The organism is Tepidimonas sp. HKU77 (genome assembly GCF_049728535.1).
Classification (GTDB): Bacteria; Pseudomonadota; Gammaproteobacteria; order Burkholderiales; family Burkholderiaceae_C; genus Tepidimonas.
Genome location: NZ_CP187300.1, coordinates 2,180,930 through 2,201,502 on the forward strand (window position 1 = coordinate 2,180,930; position 20,573 = coordinate 2,201,502).

Sequence of the window (20,573 nt, forward strand, 5' to 3'; positions counted from 1 at the left end):
CGCTCAGCGATCGTTTTCTTAGGAGCCTGACCACACCATGACCTTACCCCATGTCTCTCTCGGCACCAGTGGCTTGTCGGTCAATCGTATCTGTCTCGGCACGATGACCTTCGGCGAACAGGTGGCCGAAGCCGACGCGCACGCCATCCTGGACCACGCGCTGGCACGCGGTGTGGATTTCATCGACACCGCCGAGATGTACTCGGTGCCCGCGCGTGCCGAGACCTACGGCGCGACCGAGACCATCATCGGCCGCTGGCTGGCGGCGCGGCCCGGCGTGCGCCAGCGCATCGTGCTGGCCACCAAGGTGGCGGGGCCCTCGCGCGGCATGCCGTGGATCCGGGGCGACGACGCCGGCCTGACCAAGGCCGAGATCATCACCGCCTGCGAGGGCAGCCTGCGCCGCCTGCGCACCGACTGGATCGACCTGTACCAGATCCACTGGCCAGCGCGCCATGTGCCGATGTTTGGCGTGCTCTCGTTCGATCCGGCCAAGGACAAGCCTTGTGCCAGCATCCAGGAGCAGCTCGAGGCACTCGACACCTTGGTGCGCGCGGGCAAGGTGCGGGCCGTGGGCCTGTCCAACGAAACGCCCTACGGCGTGCACGAGTTCGTGCGTCTGGCCGAGCAGCACGGCCTGCCGCGCGTGGCGACGGTGCAAAACCCGTATTGCCTCATCAACCGCAGTTACGAGAACGGCCTGGATGAGACCTGCTACCGCTTGGGTGTCGGGCTGCTGGCTTACTCGCCGCTGGGTTTTGGATTGCTGACGGGCAAATACGACGACACCGGGCTGGTGCACGCAGGGCCGCCGCAGGGGCGCATGGCGTTGTTCGAGAGCATGCGCAAGCAACGCTGGGGGCGCCCGGAGGCGCTGACCGCAGCGCGCCGCTACAACGCGCTGGCGCGCGAGCATGGGCTCACCCCCACGCAACTGGCGCTGGCGTTTTGCTACCACAACTGGCGCGTGGCCAGCACCATCATCGGTGTGACGTCGCTGGCCCAGCTCGACGCCTGCCTGGACGCGTGGGACGTGACCCTGTCGCCCGAGCTGCTGGAGGCGATCGACCGCATTCGCTGGGAGATACGCGACCCGGCGCAGTGAGCGGGTGCAGCGGCGGTCGCCGCCGACGCTGGCACAATCGCGCGCACGGACCGATACCGACGACGGTCCGCAGGAGATGAGGCGTGTCTGAGGGAATCCCTGTTCTGGCGCCGCTGGTGGCGGTGCTATTGGCCTATTTGGTGGGGTCGCTGTCCTTTGCCGTGGTGGTCAGCCGCCTCATGGGACTGAGCGACCCCCGCACCTACGGCAGCAAAAATCCGGGCGCCACCAACGTGTTGCGCTCGGGCAACAAGGTGGCGGCGGCGCTGACGTTGCTGCTCGATGCTTTCAAGGGCTGGCTGCCCGTGTGGTGCATCGCCCAGTGGGGTAGCGCCTGGGGGCTGGGGGGCGGGACGCTGGCAGCCGTCGGCCTGGCGGCATTTCTCGGGCATTTGTTCCCGGTGTTCTTCCGCTTCCGGGGCGGCAAAGGCGTGGCCACGGCAGCCGGTGTGCTGCTGGCATTCGAGCCGTGGTTGGGGCTGGCGGTGATCGCGAGTTGGATCCTGATCGCGGTATTTTTCCGTTATTCCTCGCTGGCAGCCATCGTCGCGGCGGTTTTTGCGCCGTTGTACTACTGGTTTGGTGACGGCGTGGCGTGGACGGTGCAGGCACCGGTGGGTTTGGCGGTGGCGGTCATGAGTCTGCTGCTGCTGTGGCGCCACATGGGCAATATCCAGCGCCTGCTGGCGGGGCAAGAAAGCAAGATCGGCAGCAAGAAGTCTGGCGCCGGTCGCTGATCGGCGCGCCTCAGCGCCGCAGCGCCAGGCGCGACAGTTGCAGCAGCCTTGGGTGGTCCAGCCGAACCCGCACGGCACTGCTGGGTACGCTCGCCTCGATGGCGGTCGCCTCTTGGCGGGTGTCGATGAGCTCGGGCTCGAGCACCGGGTGCCCGTCGGCGTCGAGGACGGCGCTGACCCACGGCTCGCTCGGTGCGCCGCTGCGGCGCAGCACCACGGCGACGCGCCCATCGGCGAGGCGCACGTAGGTGCCGGGCGGGCAGATGCCCAGCGTCTGCACCAGCGCGCGCCCGATCTCGTCGAGCTGTCCTTCAGGGCGGACCAGCAGCACGCGGGCGGATTCGGTGACATCGCGTCCGGGGCGTGTCTCCCGCGGGCTCAGTAGTGCGGTGTAGCGGTCCATGCGCTGCAGCAGGCGCACCGCGGGGTCGGTGCTGTCGGGTTCGTGGTGCTGCTCGACGATGTCGAGCCAGCGCGGATCGCGCACCCCGCATTCGCGCAGCCACTGGGCCCCTCGCGCCGCGTGGGTGTCGATGAGCGCGCGCTGCTCGGGCGTGGGGGGCGTGGGCTGGGCGACCAGCGCATCCTGCAGCCGGGTCATGCCGATGTTCATGGTCAGCGCGGCGCGCTCCAGCGCATCACGCTCGGGCGCCGGCAGGCCAACGACGGGGGCGAGCAGCCGGCACATGGCCCAGCAGGCCATCGCATGCGCGGCGCTGTAGCCCACCGTGGTCGATGCCGTGAGCTGGAACAGCCAGTACAGCGTCGCGTCCTCGTCGAGCGCAAGCCGCTTTTGTGCCTCACCCAGCAGCCGCTCCAGCCGCTGGGTCAGATCGGGGTATTGCTGCGGGGCGGCCAGTAGTGCGGCGAGCTGGGTTTCCAGCCCCGTCCAGCGGGCCATCCAGTCCGGCATCGCATCGTAGGCGGGATCGGGTGCGGCGGTCAGCGCCATGGCGACTCCTGCGGGGCGGCGCGCTGGGGTCAGTCGCGGAAGTTGGTAAAGCTCAACGGCAGCTCCGCCATCTCCTTGCGAATGAGCGCGATGGCAGTCTGCAGATCGTCACGCTTGGCGCCACTGACGCGTACCGCGTCGCCTTGGATGGCGGCTTGCACCTTGAGCTTGCTGCCCTTGATGAGCTGCTGGATTTTTTTCGCGTCCTCGGTGGCGATGCCGCTGCGCACGCGCAAGACTTGCTTGACGCGGTCGCCGCCGATCTTCTCGACTTTTCCAGGGTCCAGAAAGCGCACATCGACGTTGCGCTTGGCCAGTTTGGCGCGCAGGATGTCTTCTACCTGCTGGCGCTGGAAGTCGCTGTCGGCGGTGATGGTGATGTCGTGGTCCTTGAGTTCCACGGCGGCGCTGGAGCCCTTGAAATCGAAACGGGTACCGATTTCGCGTTGGGTCTGCTCGACGGCGTTTTTGACTTCGACCAGGTTGGGTTCGAGCACGGTATCGAACGACGGCATGGATGGGGTCCTTGGGATCAGGCAAGCGGGTTTGCGACAATCCGTGCATGGTAGTCGAGAACCACGTGCCGTTGCAGCCCCTCAATACGTTCGGCATCGCGGCGCGCGCGCACCGCCTGGCGCGCATCCGCAGCGAAGACGACGTGTTGGCCCTGGTGCGCCATCCGGATTGGCGGCCGCAGGAGACCTTTATCCTGGGCGGGGGCAGCAACATCGTGCTCACGGGGGATTTGCGCCAGCTGGTGCTCAAGGTCGAAATCCCGGGCCGGCGCCTGCTTCGCGAGGACGAGCGTGGCTGGCTGGTCGAGGCCGGTGCCGGTGAGCGCTGGCACGCCTTCGTGGAATGGACGCTGGCGCAGGGTTGGCCGGGGCTGGAGAATCTGGCGCTCATCCCCGGCACGGTGGGGGCGGCACCGGTGCAAAACATCGGCGCCTATGGGGTCGAGCTGCAGGACCGCTTCCATTCGCTCGACGCCATCGACCTGGAGACTGGCGAGCGCCTGACCTTGCGGCACGAGCACTGCGCGTTTGGTTACCGCGACTCGGTCTTCAAGCATGCGCGCGCGGGTGCATGCGGCATGGGGCTTAAGGGCCGCGCACTGATCACCCGCGTGCGCTTCTGGCTGCCGCGACTGTGGCGGCCCGAGCTGGGATATCAGGATCTGGCGCGCAAGGTGCTCGAAACCGGAATCGCCCATCCGACGCCGCGACAGATTTTTGACTGGGTGTGCGAGATTCGGCGCGCCAAGCTACCCGACCCGGCCGTCCTGGGCAACGCGGGCAGCTTTTTCAAAAACCCCACCGTCACGCCGGAGCAGTGCGCCGACATCATCGGCCGCGACCCCAAGGTCGTGCACTACCCGATGCCGGACGGTTCCGTCAAACTGGCCGCCGGCTGGATGATCGACGCCTGCGGCTGGAAGGGCAAGACCGTCGGCCACGCCGGCGTGTACGAGAAGCAGGCGCTGGTGCTGGTCAACCGCGGCGATGCCGAGCACCCGTGCACGGGCGGCGAGGTGATGACGCTGGCGCGCCTGATTCAGACCAGCGTCTACGAGCGCTTCGGCATCCGGCTCGAGCCGGAGCCGGTCGTGGTCGGGTGACGCTCAGGCGGCCAACGCGGCCAGTGCTGGCACGCGGGTCGGGTCGTCTGGCGCGTGGGAGGCAGCCAAGTGCCCGTCGTCGACGGGCAGCGAGGCGCTCTGCAGCGATTCGACCATGGACTGCGCGCTCAAATAGCCTTGCCTGAGCAGAGCGGAAAAATCCGCGATCGCGCGCTGGCGGGCTCGTTCCATCCGCTGCCGCTGGTTGCCGGCGGCGGCGAGTGGTTCACGCTGGGTGCACGCCAACACCGAGGCCGGCAGCCAAGATTGGGTGTGCCCGCAGGTGGGGCACACCAGTCCGCGGCGCTGTGCCACCAAAACCCCGACGTAGCCGGCAGCGAAGGCGTGCTGACCGTCCTTCGCGTTGGGGCAGGTGAGCGGGTAAGTCGGCGACGGCACGACGCCCGCTTGCAGGCGGTTGATCAGGTCGATTTGCGAGGCGTCGAGCGGTGCTTGTATCCACATGAGAGCGGTTCCGGTAGTGAGTGCGGGATTCGGATGACGTCGATGGCATTTTTGGGGAACGCATTGCCGTCGCCAAGGGTTTCTTGCAACGAGAAAAGTTTGTTACGGCTGGTTACAGTAGCGACCATGGCGCAACGAGAGCTGAAACAGAAACAGGATCTGCCTGCGGCAGTGGCGGGCAGGGTGCGGCACCGACTCGCAGGGGCGCTGGCGCTACTGGTCGTGCTGGGGATGCTGGCCTGGTTCGCTGGGCCTCGCTATGCCTACGGCCCCGACGAACCGGCACCGCGGCCGCAGCCGCCGGTGGCGCTGGCGCAGTTGGACGATTGGCTGGCCGCGCAGGAGGCCGCACACGCGGGGCTGCGCCCTGGGGCGGCCAAGGGAGTCGTCTGGCACGGGCCACGCGGCCAGCGCACGCCGTGGGCGGTGGTCTATCTGCATGGCTTCACGGCCACGCGGGTGGAGACGCAGCCCCTGGCCGAGGAAGTGGCACGCGCCCTGGGTGCCAACCTGTTTCACACGCGTCTGACCGGCCATGGTCTGCCCGCCGAGGCGCTGGCGCAGGCCACGCCGCAAGACTGGCTCGCCGACGCGGTGGAGGGGGTGCGCATCGGTCATGCCATCGGCGAGCGCGTGCTGCTCATCGGCACCTCCACCGGCGCAACGTTGGGGGCATGGCTGGCACAGCGCCCCGATGCGGCCGGGGTGCCGATCGAGCGGCAGGTGTGGATTTCACCCAACTTTGGCCCGCAGGACAAGCGCACCGAGTGGCTGACCGGCCCGTGGGGCGCGCAGATCGCGCAGGCGATCACGGGCGGCACGGTGGGCAAGCCGGCCGACGACCCTCGCATCGAGGCGGGCTGGACCCGCGTCTATCCGGTGCAGGCGCTGCTGCCAATGATGGCGCTGGTCGAGCGCGTGCGCGCGGGCGACTGGGCCGCGGTGCGCACGCCGGTGCTGGTGCTGTTCAGCTCGCGCGACCGCACGGTCGACCCGCAGCAGACGGCTAGCGTTTTCGTGCGCCTGGGCAGCCCCGTCAAAGTGATGGAGGCGGTGGAAGACAGCACCGACCCCGAGCAGCACGTGCTGGCGGGCGAAATCCGCTCGCCCGGCACCACGTCGCGCCTGGCCGAGCGCATCGTGCGCTGGGCACGCGAGGGGCATTGACACCTCTGGTCGTTCAACGGCCGAGTTTGAGCAGATCGCCGTCCTGGCCGATGGCCAGCAAGCCCGCCTGCGTGTAGATGCTCAGTTTGTCGCGCGTGTCGCTGATGTCCAGGTTGCGCAGCGTCAGTTGTCCGATGCGATCGCGCGGGCTGAACACCGAGGCGCCTTTTTCCATCGTCAGGCGCTCTGGGTGGTAGGTCAGGTTGGGGCTTTCGGTGTTCAGGATCGAGTAATCGTTGCCGCGGCGCAGCTCCAGCGTCACCTCGCCCGTGATGGCGCGTGCCACCCAGCGCTGGGCTGCCTCGCGCAGCATGATGGCCTGCGGGTCGAACCAACGGCCCTGATAGAGCAGCCGGCCCAGCTTGCGGCCGTTGTCGCGGTACTGCTCGATGGTGTCTTCGTTGTGAATCCCTGTGACCAGGCGCTCGTAGGCAATGAACAGCAACGCCATGCCCGGGGCTTCATAGATGCCACGGCTCTTGGCCTCGATGATGCGGTTTTCGATCTGGTCGCTCATGCCCAGGCCGTGGCGACCGCCAATCCGGTTGGCCTCCAGGAACAGCTCGACCAAGTCCGGGTATTCGCGGCCGTTGAGTGCCACCGGTCGCCCTTCCTCGAAGCGCACGGTGACTTCTTCGGGCGCGATGGCGCAGTCTTCGCGCCAGAAGGGCACGCCCATGATCGGGTTGACGATACGGATACTGGCGTCGAGGTGTTCGAGGTCTTTGGCCTCGTGCGTGGCGCCCAGCATGTTGCTGTCGGTGCTGTAGGCTTTCTCCACCGACATCTTGTAGTCGAAGCCGTGGCGGATCAGAAACTCCGACATTTCTTTGCGCCCGCCCAACTCGTCGATGAAGGTCTGGTCCAGCCAGGGCTTGTAGATCTGCAACTGCGGGTTGGTCAGCAGGCCGTAGCGGTAAAAGCGCTCGATGTCGTTGCCCTTGAAGGTACTGCCGTCGCCCCAGATGTGGACGTCGTCTTCCTTCATCGCCGCCACCAGCATGGTGCCGGTGACCGCGCGCCCGATCGGGGTGGTGTTGAAGTAGGTCAGCCCCGCGGTGCTGATGTGAAACGCCCCGCACTGCAGGGCGGCCAGCCCTTCAGCGGCCAGTTGGGCTCGGCAGTCCACCAGCCGGGCCTTTTCCGCGCCGTAGGCCAGCGCGCGCTGCGGGATGGCGTCGTAGTCGGGCTCATCGGGCTGGCCCAGGTTGGCGGTGTAGGCGTAGGGGATGGCACCCTTTTGGCGCATCCACAGCAGCGCGGCGCTCGTGTCGAGGCCGCCGGAAAACGCGATGCCGACCTTCTGGCCGACGGGCAGGCTTTGCAGGATGGTGGACATGAGAGTGGACGACAGGCAGGGTCAGAGGCAGGGACGATCGCAGGAACGATCTCAGCGGAAATGGCAGATGTAGTGGTAGGGCTCACCGTCGACGCGAATCTGGAACTGAGCCTGGCCCGGCACGGCGAAGCGCTCTCCGGGCCCGTAGCGCCGCCACGCGGTCTCGCCCGGCAGCAGGACTTCGCAGTGGCCGGCCACGCCTTCCATGATTTCCGGGGCGCCCGTGCCGAAGGTCAGGGTCGAGGGCAGGATGACCCCGACCGATTTGCGCGTGCCGTCGGCCAGCGTGACGGTGTGGCTGACGCACTTGCCGTCGAAATAGACATTGGCGCGCGTGGTCACGGCGGCGCCGTCGAGGGTGTCGGTGATGGCGTTCATAACCGCCCGATTGTAGGCGTTGCCGCCAGCCATGAGCGGCGGGTCAGCGGGGCAGGGGCCAGCCGTCGGGATCGAAACCGACCGTGATGCGCTCGCTGCCCCACTCGACCACGGGGCGGCGGATGACGCTGGGCCGCGCCAGCATCAGCGCGCGGGCGCTGGCCGCGTCGACCACGGCGGCGCGGGTGGCCTCGTCGAGCTGGCGCCATGTGGTGCCGCGGCGGTTGAGCAGCGCTTCCCAGCCCAGTGCCGCCAGCCACGCGTCCAGGCGGGCCACCGGGAGCCCGTCTTTTTTGAAGTCGTGAAATCGATAAGCGATCCCACGCTCGTCGAGCCACGCCCGGGCCTTTTTGACTGTCGTGCAGTTGGGGATGCCATACATCTCGATCATGGCGCCGATCCTACCGCAGCGTCAGCCGGTGTTGCGCAGGCCCGCGGCGATGCCGTTGATCGACAGGTGGATGCCACGTTTGACCTTTTCGTCCTGTCGGCCGGCTCGGTAGCGGCGGATGAGTTCCACCTGCAGATGGTGCAGCGGGTCGATATACGGAAAGCGGTGCTCGATCGAGCGCGCCAGCGCGGGGTTGGTGGCCAGCCGCTGTTCGTGCCCAGTGATGGTTCGCAGCGCGGCGTGCGTGCGGTGCCATTCGGCTTCGATGGCACTAAAGACGCGCCGGCGCAGCCGGGCGTCGGGCACCAGCTCGGCATAGAGGGCACCCAGCGCCAGATCGCTCTTGGCCAGCACCATGTCGATGTTGCTCAGCAGCGTGGCAAAGAAGGGCCAGCGCGCGTGCATCTCGCGCAGCAGCGCGTGCGCAGCGTCGCACCCTAGGTCGGCCTCGAGTGCGGCCACACCGCTGCCGAAGCCGTACCAGCCCGGCAGCGTCAGCCGACATTGTCCCCAGCTAAAAACCCAAGGGATGGCGCGCAGGTCTTCGATGCGCTGGGTGGCTTTGCGCGATGCGGGGCGCGAGCCGATGTGGAGCTCGGCGATTTCGCGAATCGGCGTGGCGTGGAAGAAATAGTCGGCAAACCCCGGGGTTTCGTACACCAGCGCCCGGTAGGCGGCGCGGCTGGCCTGCGACAGCGCTTGCGCGGCCCGCAGGAAGCGCGCCGGCACCGGCCGACGCGGTGGCAGCAGCGTGGCCTCCAGCGTGGCGGCCACCAACGTCTCGAGGTTGCGCCGCCCAATGTCGGGGTTGGCGTATTTGGAGCCGATCACCTCGCCTTGTTCGGTGAGCCGGATTTGCCCGCGCACCGTACCGGCGGGCTGCGCCAGGATGGCCTCGTAACTGGGGCCGCCGCCGCGCCCCACCGTGCCACCGCGGCCGTGGAACAGGCGCAGCCGCAGCGGCCAACCGTGTTCGGCCGACAGCCGGTCGAACAGCCCCGCTAGCGCCACCTCGGCCTGGTAGAGCGACCAGTTGCTGGTAAAGATCCCGCCATCCTTGTTGCTGTCGGAGTAGCCGAGCATGATCTCTTGCTCGCCGTACTCCAGTGGACCGCCGGCGTGGACCAGCGCGGCCACGCCGGGCAGCGCGACGTATTCCGCCATGATGCGCGGTGCTTGCTCCAGGTCTTCGATGGTCTCGAACAGGGGCACGACGATCAGCTCGGCGCGCGCGTCCTCGCCCCACTGGCCGTGCAGCAGGCCGGCTTCTTTTTGCAGCACCAGCACCTCGAGCAGGTCGCTCACCGCTTCGGTGTGGCTGATGATGGCATGGCGGATGGCGGCTGCGCCGTAGCGGCGGCGCGCCTCCCGTGCGGCGCGGAAGATGGCCAGCTCGCGCTCGGTGACGGCGCTGTAGGCGGCGTCGGGGATTTGCAGCGGGCGCGGGTCGGCCAGCACCTGCAGCAGCAGGCGCTGCTTGCCCCCCTCATCCAGGGTGGAATAGTCCGGCGCGATGCGCGCGCGCGCCAGCAGCTCGGCCACAGCCACCTCATGCTGGTCGGAGCTCTGCCGCAGGTCCAGCGTGGCCAGGTGAAAACCAAACACCTCCACGGCACGGATCAAGGGTTTGAGGCGCGGCTCGATCAAGGCCGCGCAGCCCTGCTCGATGAGCGCGGCCTCGATGACGCGCAGGTCGGCCAAAAAGGCCGCTGCATCGGGATACGGGTTTTGCGGCGCGACCGCATGGCGCGCCGCCACCCCGCCGCTGAGCGCCGTCAGTGTGGCTGCCAGCCGGGCGTACAGGCCGATCAGGGCGCGTCGGTACGGCTCGTCACGCCGGTGCTCGTTGGTGTCGGGCGACGCCTCGGCCAGGGCTTGTAGCGCTGCGGGTGCGGGCAGCAGCATGGCCGACAGGGACAGCTCCGCGCCCAGTGCGTGCACTTCGCGCAGGTAGTGGCGCAGGATGACGTCCGACTGGCGCTGCAACGCCAGCCACAGCGTGTCGGCGTTGACGTGGGGGTTGCCGTCTCGGTCGCCGCCGATCCAGTGGCCCAGGCGCAAAAACGGTGCCACCGGTGTGCCGCCAAGCGCGGTCTCGATATCACCGTACAGGCGCGGCACCTCTGGGATGAAGGTGCGTTCGTGGTAGGCCAGCGCGTTGTTGATCTCGTCGGCCACCGTCAGCTTGGTAAAACGCAGCAGCCGCGTGTGCCACAGTTGCGTGATGCGCGCGCGTAGCAGCGCTTCGTTGGCGGCCAGCTCGCGCTCGCTGACGCGGTCTCCGTGGCGGCTGCCAGCGGCAAGGGCGCGTGCGCGGATCGCGTCGCGCTGCGCCAGCAGGCGGGCGATGTCGCCTTCCGCCTCGCGGATGCTGGCACGCTGCACTTCGGTCGGATGCGCGGTCAGCACCGGTGACACCAGGCCCTGGCGCAGCGTCTCGGCGATGGTGTCGCCCCCGATGGCCGCGCGGCGCAGTCGCTGCCACGTGTGGTCCAGACTGCCGGGCTGGATGTGCCCAGCGCGCTCGTGCACCTCGCGTCGGCGGATGTGGTGCCGGTCTTCGGCCAGGTTGGCCAGGTGACTGAAATAGGTGAAGGCGCGAATCACGCTGACCGCTTGTGCGTCGCTCAGGGCGTGCAGCAGGCGCTTGAGTTCACGGTCGGCGCGTGTGTCGGCATGGCGCCGAAACGCCACCGACAGCTGCCGGATGCGCTCGATGAGCGCGAAGGTGTCCTCGCCTTCATGCTCGCGGATGACGTCACCGAGCAGTCGGCCCAACAGGCGAATGTCGTCGATCAACGGTTGGTCTTTGGCGGGCGGAGAGTCGGCGTGGCGGGCCATGTCCGTTCGGTGGTGAAGAGTTGGTACGGTGGCAAGCGCCATTTTGCCGTGTCGGGAACCGCCGCATCGCGGCGCTGCGTTGCACAATGTGGTTTTTACCGCAGCGATCGGTCATGACGGCACCATCCGACCCCCACTTCCCACCCTCGTCCGAGGCGGCCACGCTCGCCGACTGGCTGGCCCACCTGGAGCGGCTGCATGGCCAGCGCATCGCGCTGGGCCTAGAGCGCGTGCAGACCGTGGCGCGCCGGCTCGGGGCCGCGGTGCAGCCGCGCTGTCCCGTCATCACGGTGGCCGGCACCAACGGCAAGGGTTCGACCTGCGCCATGCTGGAGGCCATCTACCGTGCCGCCGGCTACCGCACCGCGCTCTACACGTCGCCGCATCTCGTGCATTTTGCCGAGCGCGCGCGGCTCGGTGGGGTGCCGATGGCGGATGCCGATTTGGTGCCGTCGTTTGCCGCCGTGGAGGCGGCGCGGTCGGCGGGCGAGCCGGTCGTGCTGAGCTACTTCGAGTTCACCACGCTGGCGCTCGTGCACGCGTTGCTGGCCCGCGATCCGGACGTGTTGATCCTGGAGGTCGGCATGGGTGGGCGGCTCGACGCCGTCAACGTCTGGGACGCCGACTGCGCCGTCATCACCAGCGTCGATCTGGATCACATGGAATACCTGGGGCCCAACCGCGAGGCGATCGGTGTCGAAAAAGCGGGCATTCTGCGCACGGGGCGCCCCGCGGTGGTGTCCGACCCCGCGCCGCCGCGCAGCGTGGTCGAGCGCGCGCTCGAAGTCGGTGCGGACCTGTGGCTGGCCGGGCGCGATTTTCGCCAGGGCGGGGACCGGCAGCAATGGAATTGGCAGGGCAGGGCGCGCCGCTATGCGGGGCTGGCCTATCCTGCGCTGCGCGGGGTGAACCAGTTGGTCAATGCGTCGGGCGTGCTGGCGGTGCTGGAGGCGCTGCATGCACGCCTGCCGGTGGCGGCACAGGCGGTACGGCAGGGGCTGGCCAGCGTGGAGTGGCCCGGGCGTTTTCAGATCGTGCCGGGACAGCCGGTGCTGGTGCTGGACGTGGCGCACAACCCGCACGCGGCGGCGGCCTTGGCCGAAAACCTGGACGCCATGGGTTTTTATCCCCAGACGCTGGCGGTGTTTGGCGCCATGGCCGACAAGGACGTGCGGCCCATGCTCGAGCGGCTCGACGCCCTCATCGACGCCTGGCATTTTTGCGATCTGCCCACGACGCGGGCTGCGCGGGCGACCGACTTGGCTGCGCTGTGGCATGCCACGACGCGGCGCCGCGATGCCGTCGCCCACATCCACCCCGACCCGCAGGCGGCGCTGCAGGCCGCGCTGGCGACGGCGGACCCCGCGGGTAGAATCGTGGTATTCGGGTCCTTCTACACGGTGGGCGGCGTGTTTCAGCACGGGTTGCCGCGCCTGGGCGCGAAGCACCTGCAGCCCTGACGCGCTCGCACTCGGTTCCCACCATCACCGCCTCTGACGCATGTTTGCACACCGTTCCGGCTCCCACGTATCGTCCCCTTCCGCGGGCGGGGGCGCGGCGGCGCCGTTGTCGGTCGAGGCCCTGCGCCGCCGCGCGCGGCAACGCCTCATCGGAGCCACCATTTTGGTGCTGGCAGCGGTGATCGGGCTGCCCTGGCTGCTCGAATCGCAGCCGCGGCCAGTGCCGGTGGACATCGCCATCGAGATTCCGTCCCGTCACGCGGCGCCGCTGCTGCCGCCTCCGGCGCCGCGTGTCGAGGCGGCACCACCTCCCGCGGCGGCCGAGGCGCCGCCCCCCGCACCTGTAGCATCCACACCCCCCGCCGAGCGGGTCGAACGCCCGGCCCCGGTCGCCGACCATGCACCCGCCTCGCCGCCGGCGGCACCTTCCCCGGCTGCTGCGGCGCCGGCGCGTCCGCAGGCGGATGCCGCTGCCAAGGTCCGCGTCGTGGTGCAGGTGGGTGCGTTCGCCGACCCGGCACGCGCCCAAGAGGTGCGCCAGCGCCTGGAGCGCGCGGGCCTCAAGACGTACATCCACGTGGCCGAAACCCCCGAGGGCAAACGCATCCGGGTGCGGGTCGGCCCCTTCGACAGCCGCGCCGAGGCCGAAAAAGCGGCCGAAAAGGTCAAGGGTCTGGGTCTGCCGGCGGCGGTGTTGACGCTTTGAGTCATGGCTGCCGTCGATGTCATGTTGTTGACGGTGCTGGCGGCCTCGGTCGGGCTGGGGCTGTGGCGTGGGTTGCTGTACGAGGTCTTGTCGGTACTTGCGTGGCTGGCCGCCTTCGTGGTTGCGCATCGCTGGGCGCTGGAGGCAGCGGCGTGGCTGCCTGTTTCAGACTGGGGCGAGCCGCTGCGGTACGCGGCGGGCTTCGCGGTGCTGTTCGTGCTCACCGCTTTTGCCGGAGGGGCACTGGCAACGCTCGCCCGGCAGGGCGCGCAGGCGGTGGGGCTGCGGCCGGTGGACCGGGCGCTCGGGGGGCTGTTTGGCGTGTTGCGCGGGGCAGTGCTGTTGTTGGCGGCCGCGTTGCTGGTGTGGCAGACGCCCTGGGCTGACGCTGCTGCCTGGCGCGAGGCGCAGGGGCCGCGCTGGCTAGAGCGTGCGCTGGGCGTGCTCAAGCCGCTCGTGCCCGATCCGGTGGCGGTCTATTTTCCGTAGAGCGAGGACGAAAATCCATGTGTGGCATCGTTGGGGTGGTCAGCACCCAGCCGGTCAATCAGCTCATCTACGATGCGTTGCTGCTGTTGCAGCACCGCGGGCAGGATGCCGCTGGCATCGTGACCCAGTTGGGGCACAAATTTTTCATGCACAAGGCCAAAGGCATGGTGCGCGATGTCTTTCGCACGCGCAACATGCGGGCGTTGCCCGGCACCAGTGGTCTGGGGCAGGTGCGCTATCCCACGGCCGGCAATGCCGCCAGCGAGGAGGAGGCCCAGCCGTTCTACGTCAACGCCCCCTTTGGCCTGGTGCTCGCGCACAACGGCAACCTGACCAATGCCCACGTCCTCAAGGAAGAGTTGGCGCGGGTCGATCACCGCCACATCAACACGGAGAGCGACTCCGAGGTGCTGCTCAACGTGCTGGCGCATGAGCTGGAGCGCGCCACGCGCGGGGTGCCGCTGCAGGTCGATGACGTGTTTGCGGCCGTGGCCGCCGTGCACCGGCGCGTGCGTGGCTCGTACGCCGTGGTGGCGCTCATCGCCGGGCATGGGATGCTGGCGTTTCGCGATCCGCACGGCATTCGCCCGTTGTGCCTGGGGCGGGGGGCGGATGGCACGGTCATGGTCGCCAGCGAATCGGTCGCACTCGAAGGCACCGGGCATCGCTTCGAGCGCGACGTGGCACCGGGCGAGGCGGTCTTCATCGGCCTGGATGGGCAGATCGTGGCGCGCCAGTGCGCGGACGCGCCGTCGCATCACCCGTGCATCTTCGAATTCGTCTATCTGGCACGCCCCGACTCGGTCATCGATGGCATCTCGGTCTACCAGGCGCGGCTGAACATGGGCGAGGCGCTGGCCACGCGCGTCATCTCCACCGTGCCGCCGACGGACATCGACGTCGTCATCCCCATCCCCGAGTCCAGCCGCCCGGCGGCGATGGAAGTGGCGCGCCTCATCGGGCGCCCGTACCGCGAAGGGTTCGTCAAAAACCGCTACGTCGGACGCACCTTCATCATGCCCGGGCAGGCGGTGCGCAAGAAGTCGGTGCGGCAAAAGCTCAACGTGATTGCCAGCGAGTTCGCGGGCCGCAACGTGCTGTTGGTGGACGACTCGATCGTGCGCGGCACCACCAGCCGCGAGATCGTACAGATGGCGCGCGAGGCGGGGGCGCATCGCGTCTTTCTGGCCAGTGCCGCACCGCCCGTGCGTTACCCCAACGTCTATGGCATCGACATTCCCACCCAGCAGGAGCTGGTGGCCCATGGCCGCACCGTCGAGGAAATCCGCCAGATCATTGGCTGCGACGCCCTGATCTACCAGGACGTGGACGCGATGAAGCGCGCAGTGGCGGCGCTCAATCCCGCGCTGCGCGGGTTCGAGGCGTCGTGTTTCGACGGCGTGTACATCACGGGTGACGTCACCCTGGAGTCGGTGGCCGCCATGAACGCCCCGCGCCAGTGTGCCCGCGACGCCACGGATGAGGACGCCGAGACCTCGCGGCTGGCGCTGCCCAACGCGCAGGAGGGATGAGCATGGACCACCCACCCCCGGGACCCGCGAAGGACGCCGCGCCAGCCCCCGCGTGGCATCCCGAAACGGCGGCGGTGCGGGTGGCGTCGCCGCGCACCCCGTATGGCGAAAACAGCGAGGCGCTGTTTTTGACCAGTGGCTTCGTGCAGCCCAGCGCCGAGGCCGCGGCCGCCCGTTTTGCCGGGGACGAGGAGGGCTACACCTACGCCCGCTACGGCAACCCCACCACGGCGAGCTTCGAGCAGCGGCTGGCGGCGCTGGAAGGCACCGAGGCCGCCATCGCCACGTCCTCCGGCATGGCGGCCATCCTCATGCTGTGCCTGGGACTGCTCAAGGCGGGTGACCACGTGGTGTGCTCGCAGTCGATGTTCGGGGCCACGATCAAATTGATCGGCACGGACTTGGCGAAATTCGGGGTGCACAGCACGTTCGTGCCACAAACCGACCTGGACGCCTGGCGCGCCGCGCTGCGCCCGCAGACCCGGCTGCTGCTGGCCGAGACACCCACCAACCCGCTGACCGAGGTGTGCGACATCGCGGCACTGGCCGACATCGCGCATCGCGCTGGGGCGCTGCTGGCGGTGGACAACTGCTTTGCCACCCCCGCGCTGCAGCGCCCCGCGGCGCTGGGCGCCGACATCGTCGTGCACTCCGGCACCAAATACCTCGACGGGCAGGGCCGCGTCATGGCCGGTGCCTTGTGCGCCCGCGCGGCGCTGGTACAGGAGGCGTTTTTACCGGTCCTGCGCAGTGCCGGCATGACGCTGGCGCCCTTCAATGCCTGGGTCGTGCTCAAGGGGCTGGAGACGCTGCACCTGCGCATGCAGGCCCAAAGCGCCACCGCGCTGCGCCTGGCGCAGTGGCTGCAGGCCCATCCGGCCGTGGCGCGCGTGCACTATCCCGGGCTGCCCTCCCACCCGCAGCACGCGCTGGCCTTGCGGCAGCAGTCCGGCTGCGGCGGGGCCATCGTCGCCTTCGAGGTGCACGCCGCCAGCCCCGAGCAGGGCCGGGCGCGCGCCTTCGCCGTGCTCGACGCGCTGCAGACCCTGTCGTTGTCGACCAACCTCGGCGACACGAAAACCCTCTGTTCCCATCCCGCAAGCACCTCGCACGGGCGCCTGTCCGAGGCGCAGCGCCAGGCCGCGGGCATCTCGCAGGCGCTCATTCGCGTCTCCGTGGGGCTGGAACATGTCGACGACATCGTGACCGACCTCGCGCGTGGCCTCGACGCGCTGGCCTGACCCGTTCATCATGACCACCCGTATCCGTACCCGTTTTGCCCCATCGCCCACCGGCTTTATTCACCTGGGCAACATCCGCTCGGCGCTCTACCCGTGGGCCTTCGCCCGTGCCCACGGCGGCGACTTCATCCTGCGCATCGAAGACACCGACCAGGAGCGCTCCACGCAGGCGGCGGTGGACGTCATCCTGGAGGCGATGGCGTGGCTGGGCCTGACCCCGGACGAAGGCCCGTACTACCAGATGCAGCGCATGGCGCGCTACCGCGAGGTCATCGCGCAGATGCTACAGGCCGGGCTGGCCTACCACTGCTACATGACGCCCGAGGAGCTGGAGGCGCTGCGCGAGCGCCAGATGGCGGCCAAGCTCAAGCCCCGCTACGATGGCACCTGGCGCCCGGAGCCGGGCAAGACCCTGCCGCCCGTGCCCTCCGGAGTGTTGCCGGTCATTCGCTTCAAAAATCCCACCACGGGCAGTGTGGTTTGGGACGACAAGGTCAAAGGCCGCATCGAGATTCGCAACGACGAGCTCGACGACCTGGTGATCGCGCGCCAGGCCCCGCTGGGCGAGATCGGCACGCCCACCTACAACTTTTGCGTGGTGGTCGACGATATCGACATGCGCATCACGCACGTCATCCGCGGCGACGACCACGTCAACAACACCCCGCGCCAGATCAACATCATCCGCGCGTTAGGGTACGAGCCGCCGGTGTACGCGCATCTGCCCACCGTGCTCAACGAGCAGGGCGAGAAAATGAGCAAGCGCCACGGCGCCAAGCCCGTGACCTGGTACCGCGACGCTGGCTTTTTGCCCGACGCCATGATCAACTACCTGGCGCGCCTGGGCTGGAGCCACGGCGACGACGAGATCTTCACGCGCGAACAGTTTTTGCAATGGTTCGACCTCGACCACCTGGGCCGCAGCGCCGCGCAGTTCGACGAGGCCAAGCTGCGCTGGGTCAACGCCCAGCACATGAAGATGACCGCCAACGATCGGCTCGCCCCGTTGGTGGCGCAACAACTGGCGCGCCGGGGCTTGACCGCCGATGAGCGCCTGCCGGCCATCTGTGGCCTGTTCAAAGACCGCTGTGATACCACGGTGGCCTTGGCGGACTGGGCGCAGCCCTACTACGCGGCACCCACGCCGCGCGCCGAGGACCTGGCCCAGCACGTCACCGACGCGGTGCGCCCGGCGCTGGCAGAGCTGCGCCAGCGCTTGAACGATGCGCCGTGGGATGCGGCCGGCATCGGCGCGGCGATCAAGGCGACGCTCGCCGCGCATGGTCTGAAGATGCCGCAACTGGCCATGCCGGTGCGCGTGCTCGTGATGGGCACACCCCAAACCCCGTCGCTCGACGCCGTGCTGGCGCTGCACCGGCGCGAGGACGTGCTGGCGCGGCTGGCGGTCTGACCGGGTTGGGCGGCACGTGCGTGCTTTTTGTGCTGGGTGCCAGAAAGCGGTCAAATTTGTGTCTATAATTCTGGTCTCGACAGCGCACGACACTCGATGCCAATTCGCAACAAGTGGCGTGCAAAAATCGAGACCCGTGGGGGTATAGCTCAGCTGGGAGAGCGCTTGCATGGCATGCAAGAGGTCAGCGGTTCGATCCCGCTTACCTCCACCACGAATACAGACCCTATCGTCTAGAGGCCTAGGACATCACCCTTTCACGGTGAGTACCGGGGTTCGAATCCCCGTAGGGTCGCCAAGCTTGTTTTTGCTGGAGCGGTAGTTCAGTTGGTCAGAATACCGGCCTGTCACGCCGGGGGTCGCGGGTTCGAGCCCCGTCCGCTCCGCCAACAACATCGATGCGCCACGCCGGACCCGAACGGGAGGGCGTGGTTTTTCATTTGGGGCCGTGTGTTTTACCCGTCGACGACACCGGTGCGTTCGACGTAGGCCACGAATTCCGTCCATGGCATAGGGCGTGCATAGTAAAAGCCTTGGACATCCAGCGGCGCGTGCGGCCGCAGGAATGCCAACTGCGTGGCCGTCTCCACGCCCTCGACGACGACGCGTGCATGCAGGGCCTCAGCAATTTCCAGCACCGCGGTCACGATGCGCTCGCTCGGCCCGCCCGTGCCGACGTGGTCGGTGAAGCGTTTGTCGACCTTGAGCTCGTCCACCGGCGTGCGCAGCAGATAGGCCAGACTCGAATACCCGGTGCCAAAGTCGTCCAGCGCGACCCAGCCACCGCCCTCGCGCACGCGCTGCAGCCAGCCCAGGCTCGACGGGCTGTCGGCCATCCAGACCGATTCGGTCACCTCGATCGTCAGATGGGGCAGCGCTGCGCGGTGCTCGTCGAGCCAGTCGTGCAGTGCCGGGTCGCCAAACTGCGACGCCGAAACATTGATCGCGAGTCGAAACCCGGTGCCCCAGCGCCGTCCGGCCTCGGTGGCCAGGCGAGCCCCCTCGCGCAGCGCCCAGGCGCCGATGCGGCGGATCTGACCGCTGGCCTCGGCGACGGGGACGAATTCTGCCGGTGACACGAAGCCGCGCTGCGGATCGCGCCAGCGCAGCAGCACCTCGGCCCCGCGCACACGCTCCTCGGGCAGGGCGATCACGGGTTGCAGGTGCAACTCGAACTCCCCTTGCGCCAGGGCACGCTCCAGCCCGGCTTTCAGCGCCGCGACGTGCCGCGCCCGGCTTTCCATCTGTGGCGAATAAAAACGCATGCGGTCCCGCCCGCCATTCTTGGCCGAGTACATCGCCGTGTCGGCCATGCGCAGCAGCTCGTCGACCGTTTCGCCGTCGCTGGGGTAGGCCGCGATGCCAATGCTCGCGCTCAAGCGCAGCGCATTGCCACGCGCGTGGAACGGCTGGCGCAGCGCGCTCAGCAGGGCGTCCGCGACGCGCTCGACGACCAGTGGCGACTCGGCCCCCTCGATCAGCGCCACGAACTCGTCACCGCCGAAGCGCGCCACGGTGTCGTTGGTGCGCATGGCGCGCCGGATGCGCCCTTCCGCCTCGATGAGCACCTCGTCACCCAGATCGTGGCCATGGATGTCGTTGACCTCCTTGAAACCGTCGAGATCCAGAAACAGCACGTAAACCGCACGCGACTCGCGTTGCGCGCGCAGCAGAGCCTGCTCCAGCCGGTCACGGTACAGGTTGCGGTTGGGCAGGCCCGTGAGCGCGTCGAAGTTGGCTTGGCGAAAGATCGTTTGCTCGCGTGCCTTGGCTTCTTCGATGTTTTCCAGTAACACGACCACCAAGTCGCCCGGTGGTTGGGGGTGGCGGGCCAGCGACAGGTATTGACGCGTCCAGCGCAACGAGCCGTCGCGGCCCTGGAGCCGCTGCTCCAGGGCCATGGGTGTGTGCCCGGCCAGCAACGCCTGCCATTGCTACTGGATGGCGTCGCGGTCGTCGGGATGGATCCAGTCCAGCCAGCGGGACCCGCGCAGCAGGGTGTCGTCGGCTGCCAGGCGGATGGCCAGGGCACGGTTGCATTCGGCGATCGTTCCTTGGGGGTCGCAGACGACGACGCCGATACTGGGGTTGTCCCAAACCGCCTGCAGGCGTGCTCGCGCCTCGTGTTCGCGGGCCTCCAGCGCCACCATGTCGGTCACGTCCAGCAGCGACGCCGCCACCAGGCGTGGCCCCGCCGGGTCGAGGCTGACACGCGACGCCCGCTCTTGTACGTGCCGCCACTGCCCGTCGGGGGTGCGCAGCCGGTAGCGCTGTGTCCACTCGTTCTTGCGCTCGTCGTGCCAGCAGGCCAGCACGCGCCCCTGGTCGGCGGGGTCGATGGCCTCGATCAGGCTCGCCAGATTGTCCGCAGGCGCCAGTGGCGCGGGCAGCCACTCCAGGAGCCGGTGCGACGCGTACACCAAGCGCCCGCGGCCGGGGTCGTGCAGCAGCACGGCCTCATGCAGGGCGTCGGTCAGGGCGCTCAGGCGCGCTTGCAGCTCCAGCCGGGCTTGTTCGGCGTGGCGCAGCGCCGTCAGGTCGGTCAGGGCGATCACGTAGCCCGTGCGCTCGTCGTGCGTGTGCCAGGGCGTGGCCTGTAGCCACAGCCGCGACTGTGGCAGCTCCAGGCCACCGTGCCAGGGGCCCGGTCGTGCCTGCATGACGTGGGCGACCAGCTCCGGCGGCCAGGCGAAGCGCCGCTCGTCGAATTGCCAGGACATTCCCAGTTGCGACTCGCGCAG

19 protein-coding genes and 3 tRNA genes are annotated in these 20,573 nt (G+C 68.5%); 13 read left to right on the forward strand and 9 right to left on the reverse strand.

Going from position 1 to position 20,573, the window contains the following annotated elements; all coding sequences use genetic code 11:
- The first annotated feature begins 37 nt into the window (after nt 1–37).
- Together ACPP3B_RS10525 and plsY are read left to right on the forward strand one after the other, a co-directional pair.
- Nucleotides 38–1,105, forward strand: coding sequence for an aldo/keto reductase (locus ACPP3B_RS10525; protein WP_424858949.1), 1,068 nt, complete (start codon nt 38–40; stop codon nt 1,103–1,105).
- Nucleotides 1,106–1,200: 95 nt separating this feature from the next.
- Nucleotides 1,201–1,842 carry a glycerol-3-phosphate 1-O-acyltransferase PlsY gene (gene plsY, locus ACPP3B_RS10530; RefSeq protein WP_424860183.1) on the forward strand — a complete coding sequence of 214 codons (642 nt, stop codon included), beginning with the start codon at nt 1,201–1,203 and terminating at the stop codon, nt 1,840–1,842.
- A 10-nt stretch (nt 1,843–1,852) separates the two neighbouring features.
- Here the strand turns inward: plsY and ACPP3B_RS10535 are convergent, their stop codons facing one another.
- Both ACPP3B_RS10535 and ACPP3B_RS10540 read right to left on the reverse strand, forming a co-directional pair.
- The gene (locus ACPP3B_RS10535) at nt 1,853–2,794 is read right to left on the reverse strand and encodes an HD-GYP domain-containing protein (RefSeq protein ID WP_424858950.1); all 942 of its coding nucleotides are present in this window, start codon (nt 2,792–2,794) and stop codon (nt 1,853–1,855) included.
- 29 nt (nt 2,795–2,823) lie between these two features.
- Entirely contained in the window at nt 2,824–3,309 is a 486-nt protein-coding gene (locus ACPP3B_RS10540; RefSeq protein ID WP_299021253.1) for a YajQ family cyclic di-GMP-binding protein, read from the reverse strand.
- Between the two features lie 47 nt (nt 3,310–3,356).
- On the opposite strand from ACPP3B_RS10540, the gene murB reads away from it, so the two are divergent.
- Nucleotides 3,357–4,412, forward strand: a complete 1,056-nt coding sequence (murB, locus tag ACPP3B_RS10545) for a UDP-N-acetylmuramate dehydrogenase (RefSeq protein WP_424858951.1) — start codon at nt 3,357–3,359, stop codon at nt 4,410–4,412.
- Nucleotides 4,413–4,415: 3 nt separating this feature from the next.
- Here murB and ACPP3B_RS10550 read toward each other — a convergent pair whose 3' ends face one another.
- Complete coding sequence (locus tag ACPP3B_RS10550; RefSeq protein WP_299021248.1) at nt 4,416–4,877, reverse strand: hypothetical protein; 462 nt, start codon at nt 4,875–4,877, stop codon at nt 4,416–4,418.
- A 126-nt stretch (nt 4,878–5,003) separates the two neighbouring features.
- On the opposite strand from ACPP3B_RS10550, the gene ACPP3B_RS10555 reads away from it, so the two are divergent.
- Nucleotides 5,004–6,044 carry an alpha/beta hydrolase gene (locus ACPP3B_RS10555; protein ID WP_424858952.1) on the forward strand — a complete coding sequence of 347 codons (1,041 nt, stop codon included), beginning with the start codon at nt 5,004–5,006 and terminating at the stop codon, nt 6,042–6,044.
- Nucleotides 6,045–6,057: 13 nt separating this feature from the next.
- Here ACPP3B_RS10555 and argG read toward each other — a convergent pair whose 3' ends face one another.
- Genes argG through ppc form a run of 4 tightly spaced genes read right to left on the reverse strand, consistent with a single transcriptional unit; the run spans nt 6,058 to nt 10,993 of the window.
- On the reverse strand, nt 6,058–7,383 hold the full coding sequence (gene argG, locus ACPP3B_RS10560; RefSeq protein WP_424858953.1) for an argininosuccinate synthase: 1,326 nt from the start codon (nt 7,381–7,383) through the stop codon (nt 6,058–6,060).
- 51 nt (nt 7,384–7,434) lie between these two features.
- The gene (locus ACPP3B_RS10565; protein ID WP_424858954.1) at nt 7,435–7,761 is read right to left on the reverse strand and encodes a pyrimidine/purine nucleoside phosphorylase; all 327 of its coding nucleotides are present in this window, start codon (nt 7,759–7,761) and stop codon (nt 7,435–7,437) included.
- 43 nt (nt 7,762–7,804) lie between these two features.
- Nucleotides 7,805–8,152 carry an ArsC family reductase gene (locus tag ACPP3B_RS10570; RefSeq protein ID WP_424858955.1) on the reverse strand — a complete coding sequence of 116 codons (348 nt, stop codon included), beginning with the start codon at nt 8,150–8,152 and terminating at the stop codon, nt 7,805–7,807.
- Between the two features lie 21 nt (nt 8,153–8,173).
- On the reverse strand, nt 8,174–10,993 hold the full coding sequence (gene ppc, locus ACPP3B_RS10575; RefSeq protein WP_424858956.1) for a phosphoenolpyruvate carboxylase: 2,820 nt from the start codon (nt 10,991–10,993) through the stop codon (nt 8,174–8,176).
- Nucleotides 10,994–11,106: 113 nt separating this feature from the next.
- On the opposite strand from ppc, the gene folC reads away from it, so the two are divergent.
- The 9 genes from folC to ACPP3B_RS10620 all read left to right on the forward strand — a co-directional run bounded on the left by folC (nt 11,107) and on the right by ACPP3B_RS10620 (nt 18,221).
- Nucleotides 11,107–12,453, forward strand: a complete 1,347-nt coding sequence (gene folC / locus ACPP3B_RS10580) for a bifunctional tetrahydrofolate synthase/dihydrofolate synthase (protein WP_424858957.1) — start codon at nt 11,107–11,109, stop codon at nt 12,451–12,453.
- A gap of 40 nt (nt 12,454–12,493) precedes the next feature.
- A complete protein-coding gene (locus ACPP3B_RS10585) occupies nt 12,494–13,159 on the forward strand; it encodes an SPOR domain-containing protein (RefSeq protein ID WP_424858958.1) in 666 nt (221 codons plus the stop codon).
- Nucleotides 13,160–13,162: 3 nt separating this feature from the next.
- Nucleotides 13,163–13,648 (forward strand): CvpA family protein, encoded by a 486-nt coding sequence (locus tag ACPP3B_RS10590; protein WP_424858959.1) that lies wholly within the window; start codon nt 13,163–13,165, stop codon nt 13,646–13,648.
- Nucleotides 13,649–13,665: 17 nt separating this feature from the next.
- Entirely contained in the window at nt 13,666–15,180 is a 1,515-nt protein-coding gene (gene purF, locus ACPP3B_RS10595) for an amidophosphoribosyltransferase (RefSeq protein WP_424858960.1), read from the forward strand.
- Between the two features lie 2 nt (nt 15,181–15,182).
- Entirely contained in the window at nt 15,183–16,421 is a 1,239-nt protein-coding gene (locus ACPP3B_RS10600) for an O-succinylhomoserine sulfhydrylase (protein ID WP_299019575.1), read from the forward strand.
- A 10-nt stretch (nt 16,422–16,431) separates the two neighbouring features.
- Nucleotides 16,432–17,832: a glutamate--tRNA ligase gene (gltX, locus tag ACPP3B_RS10605; protein ID WP_424858961.1), complete on the forward strand. Its 1,401-nt coding sequence runs from the start codon at nt 16,432–16,434 to the stop codon at nt 17,830–17,832.
- Between the two features lie 138 nt (nt 17,833–17,970).
- Nucleotides 17,971–18,046: transfer RNA gene (locus ACPP3B_RS10610), tRNA-Ala, on the forward strand.
- Between the two features lie 8 nt (nt 18,047–18,054).
- Nucleotides 18,055–18,130: transfer RNA gene (locus tag ACPP3B_RS10615), tRNA-Glu, on the forward strand.
- 14 nt (nt 18,131–18,144) lie between these two features.
- Nucleotides 18,145–18,221, forward strand: a tRNA-Asp gene (locus ACPP3B_RS10620).
- A 66-nt stretch (nt 18,222–18,287) separates the two neighbouring features.
- On the opposite strand, the gene ACPP3B_RS10625 is transcribed toward ACPP3B_RS10620, so the two are convergent.
- Both ACPP3B_RS10625 and ACPP3B_RS10630 read right to left on the reverse strand, forming a co-directional pair.
- Nucleotides 18,288–19,733: a putative bifunctional diguanylate cyclase/phosphodiesterase gene (locus ACPP3B_RS10625; protein WP_424858962.1), complete on the reverse strand. Its 1,446-nt coding sequence runs from the start codon at nt 19,731–19,733 to the stop codon at nt 18,288–18,290.
- A gap of 33 nt (nt 19,734–19,766) precedes the next feature.
- Nucleotides 19,767–20,492 (reverse strand): PAS domain-containing protein, encoded by a 726-nt coding sequence (locus ACPP3B_RS10630; RefSeq protein WP_424860184.1) that lies wholly within the window; start codon nt 20,490–20,492, stop codon nt 19,767–19,769.
- Between the last annotated feature and the right edge of the window lie 81 nt (nt 20,493–20,573).